The following is a 3,609-nucleotide window of genomic DNA, read 5'->3' as shown; positions in this document are numbered from 1 at the left end:
TATCAACTCGTTGGAGCGCGACCCCAAGAGCGTCAGTTTTTAAGTTTAATTGATCAAGCATCCGAGGGCAGTCTCAAAAAGAAGGCTGGCATGCATAGCTCTTGGGGCGGCTCAATTCGGACGTTAGCCGTTCATAAGTGAAAATCTTGCAATATGGCGAACCACAAAGTATCATCATTGTAGACACTTAATGGAGGTGTTTCAATGAAAGCTCGAATACAGAAATGGGGCAACAGCTTGGCTTTGCGTATTCCCAAATCGTTCGCCCAAGAAGTTGGTCTTGAATCCAACGCGCCAGTGGATATTCTGCTTGAAGATAGAAGACTCATTGTAGTGCCTGAAGCAGCATCACAGTTCGTATTGGAGGAACTGCTGCAACAGGTCACTAAGGATAATTTGCACGGCGAGATCAAGACCGGTGTACCAGTGGGGAAGGAGATTTGGTGAGCAAAGAATCCTATATACCTGATCGTGGGGACATCGTATGGATTAATTTCGATCCCCAAGCTGGACATGAGCAATCCGGGCGTAGACCAGCAGTGATTCTTTCACCAAAATCATACAACGGGAAAGTTGGGCTTGCTACCCTATGCCCCATTACGAATCAAGTGAAAGGCTATCCATTTGAAGTCTTGATCCCAGCCTCCGTGCCTGTCAGTGGTGTGATTCTTTCTGATCAAGCCAAAAGCTTGGACTGGCGTGAACGCAAGGTTGAATTCATTTGCAAGTTGCCCGCTTCCAGTGTGATCGAGACACTTCGAAAACTGAACACTCTACTCAAAGAATAAGGAGACGAGGAACGGCTAACAACTCGTGTTATGTAAAAGGTCAACCCCCTCTTGATCTTCTTAAATAATAAGGTTGTGGAGACTGGGGGCAAGTCTGAAGGACTTGTCCAAGAGATTGGGATGAGCGGAGCCTATCCGAATCTCGGCAGTATCCACAACGATGAGTCTCCTCCTTTTAGAAGCCTGGAAAACAAACCACAATCACTCTGTTATGAACAGTCACCGCGAGCCTTCAAGCGATGCTGCAAGACGTTTATCAATAGGGCGTTATTGCGGCCGCACTCTTGGAGAAGCCGACGTCGCTTGGAGAAGCCGACGTCGCTTGGAGATCGGCAACGAGTTGTAAGCGGTCCGCAAACATGGGACATTATGGCCGGTTTCCAAACCGGGTTTACTTCTGATTATTCGATTACCCCGAAAACATAAGGGGTGTTGTTTTGCCACACATACCGGATGCGACGCAATAGTTTGACCGCAATTCGAATGATGGCCTCCTGTTTTTTCATTCTGAGAATGAGCTTGTTGTAGCTCTGCAATAGCGCCGGATCCTTCCGAATGGCTACCCAGGCGGATTCGATGAGCACATACTTCAGCCGCCGGTTGCTGCGGCAGGTCAATCCCCGGGTATACTCGGTTTCAGCGCTTGAGGAGACCGAGGGTACCAGGCCGACATAGGATTTGAGCTGCTCGAAAGTAGAGAATCGATGGATATCGATGATCTCGCTATAAAGGGTTATGGTTGATTTGAAACCGATACCGGGTACACTCAGCAGATTCTGGAATATCGAGGAACCCCGGCTCTGAGCCACGTAATACCGAAGCCTTTTGAGGATGGTCACCGTTCGCTCTCTGTAGTAGTGCAGTTCATCCAGACAGAGCATCAGATAGTCCTTCGCCGGACCGTTATCCAAAGAAAGTGAGTTTAGGCCCGATATCATCTTGCCGGACCAGTAAGAACCTTCGGAAGGCAATTTCACCCCGTTGAAATGCAGATGTCCCTTGATCCTGTTTTTAACCCGAGTCGTATCCTGAACCGCCTTGCTGTAGAGCCGACAAAGAGACCTCAAGTGTTGGTCTTCCTCTTCAGGAATGTAAATACATTTGAGGTTGCCTTTCTCCAGCTCTCTGGCCAGCTTGCCGGCATCCACCGGATCGGCTTTGCGGTCCTTCTCCTTATGAGCCGTCGGAATATCCGCCGGGTTCACTACGATGCAATCCATCCCCATCTCTCGAAAGACGCGGCATGCCCAGAAACCGCAAAAGCCGGCTTCGTAAACCAGGTGAAATGTTCCGCCGGGATAATTCTGATCCAGATATCGCCTCAGCTTGTCTGGCGAGGGATCCATCGAGAAACGCTTCAGCAAACGCTTCAGCACCAGATCAGCGTTGCGAAGCACTACCGTCCAGTTTTTCTTATGAACATCCATTCCAACATAGAACTCCTGGCCCTTGAAACTGTTTCGGCTATCCTTTATGCTACGCATGGGGTGGCCCTCCTTTTTTATATTATTGGTAGCGATATATTGATGATAAGACGGGGGGTCATCCTTGCCAAGCCCTCAGCTTTTAGCATAACGTCTTGGAGCCCGACCGCCAGAGCGTCATTTTTTGAGTGCGGTCTTGCTTCCGGGAGCAGGTTTTGAAAACAAGGGTCGTCCGGCATAAACTCTGGCGGCGCCTCAATTCGGACGTTAGCCACCAATGGAACTGGGTTGACTTGCAATCTGGTATGACATATAGTGATACCGGAGGTGGGTGATGAGAACGACAAAAGTAGCAATTAGCATAAATCGAGAAACCATAGAAAAGCTGGATCGACTTGTGGAGAAGCGAGTATTTCCAAGTCGATCCAGTGCAATCCAAGAGGCAATCGATGAAAAACTCACCCGATTCGAGCGTATTCGCTTGGCTGAGGAATGTGCGAAACTGGACTCTAATGCTGAACAAGCACTGGCAGAAGAAGGATTGTCCGAGGAGTTGGTTCAATGGCCCGAATATTGAGAGGAGAAATCCGCTGGGCTGATCTCAATCCTGTTAGGGGGCGTGAACAGGGTGGTAAGCGTCCTGTTGTTATCATCAGTCAAGATGTTTTCAATGAGCGTTCAGGTACAGTTATTGCGCTGGCAATTACCAGCCAGCCGCAACGTGCCGGATTTCCACTCACACTCGAACTGAACTCATCCGCATTACCAAAACAATCCTGGGTCAAAATCAGCCAAATTCGAACGCTATCCGTAGAACGTATCGGGGAACTTCTTACCAAAGTGTCCCCGGAGCAGATGGAGCGGCTGGTGGAAGGGCTAAACGAGATAATTGGTGGCTAACACATATAAGGCCTCCCCTTGTCAATAGGCAAACCGCCTCCCCTTTGACCGAACCGGCGGTTCGGTCAACTCTTTGTTCGTGGTATGAAGACTACTCCTGACTGATCGATATTCCGACTCGCTGTTTTGTTTGGGATCGCAGACCGAGTGTCTGCACCAAACACATATAGGGGCTCTATTTCCGCTTTTTAGCGGATGAGACCTCGAAGGGTCTCGTCCCAGAAACATACCGGTACCCATATGCCGACCCGATCAATTCATGGAGCTCAGACGAATGTCTGTCTCAGTTAGCCCAACTTCCGCAGTTTAAGCTCCAAAATGGTTTTTGACGAATTTTGTCAGATTCGGCAAACCTGAGACGGGATCGTCGTGTGAAGTTGGCTCTGCTTGAAAACACGATTGTAGTACCAAAAACGACTTCCGGCAATGTTGTTATAATTTGCCCATATATCTGAAGAGATGCGGGCAGGCCAAGAGGAAGAAGGGAGGCATCTACT

The 3,609-nt window shown here is 49.0% G+C and carries 6 protein-coding genes; 4 read left to right on the top strand and 2 right to left on the bottom strand.

Going from position 1 to position 3,609, the window contains the following annotated elements; genetic code table 11:
* Positions 1–204: 204 nt before the first annotated feature.
* The gene (locus PHV74_15485; GenBank protein ID MDD5095755.1) at positions 205–447 is read left to right on the top strand and encodes an AbrB/MazE/SpoVT family DNA-binding domain-containing protein; all 243 of its coding nucleotides are present in this window, start codon (positions 205–207) and stop codon (positions 445–447) included.
* The gene (gene mazF / locus PHV74_15480; GenBank protein ID MDD5095754.1) at positions 441–788 is read left to right on the top strand and encodes an endoribonuclease MazF; all 348 of its coding nucleotides are present in this window, start codon (positions 441–443) and stop codon (positions 786–788) included. Before PHV74_15485 ends, mazF begins: the two co-directional genes overlap by 7 nt.
* 401 nt (positions 789–1,189) lie before the next feature.
* On the opposite strand, the gene PHV74_15475 is transcribed toward mazF, so the two are convergent.
* Positions 1,190–2,272, bottom strand: coding sequence for an IS110 family transposase (locus tag PHV74_15475; protein ID MDD5095753.1), 1,083 nt, complete (start codon positions 2,270–2,272; stop codon positions 1,190–1,192).
* Between the two features lie 274 nt (positions 2,273–2,546).
* Between PHV74_15475 and PHV74_15470 the strand changes: the two genes are divergently transcribed.
* Positions 2,547–2,789: a ribbon-helix-helix domain-containing protein gene (locus tag PHV74_15470; protein MDD5095752.1), complete on the top strand. Its 243-nt coding sequence runs from the start codon at positions 2,547–2,549 to the stop codon at positions 2,787–2,789.
* The gene (locus PHV74_15465) at positions 2,774–3,112 is read left to right on the top strand and encodes a type II toxin-antitoxin system PemK/MazF family toxin (protein ID MDD5095751.1); all 339 of its coding nucleotides are present in this window, start codon (positions 2,774–2,776) and stop codon (positions 3,110–3,112) included. Before PHV74_15470 ends, PHV74_15465 begins: the two co-directional genes overlap by 16 nt.
* Before the next feature lie 283 nt (positions 3,113–3,395).
* Here PHV74_15465 and PHV74_15460 read toward each other — a convergent pair.
* On the bottom strand, positions 3,396–3,609 hold a 214-nt coding region (locus PHV74_15460; GenBank protein MDD5095750.1), incomplete at its 5' end, for a hypothetical protein.

The organism is Dehalococcoidia bacterium, from assembly GCA_028711995.1.
Classification (GTDB): Bacteria; Chloroflexota; Dehalococcoidia; order SZUA-161; family SpSt-899; genus JAQTRE01.
The sequence above is the reverse complement of the archived record's forward strand: the minus strand, read 5'-3'. Positions and strand labels throughout refer to the sequence as shown.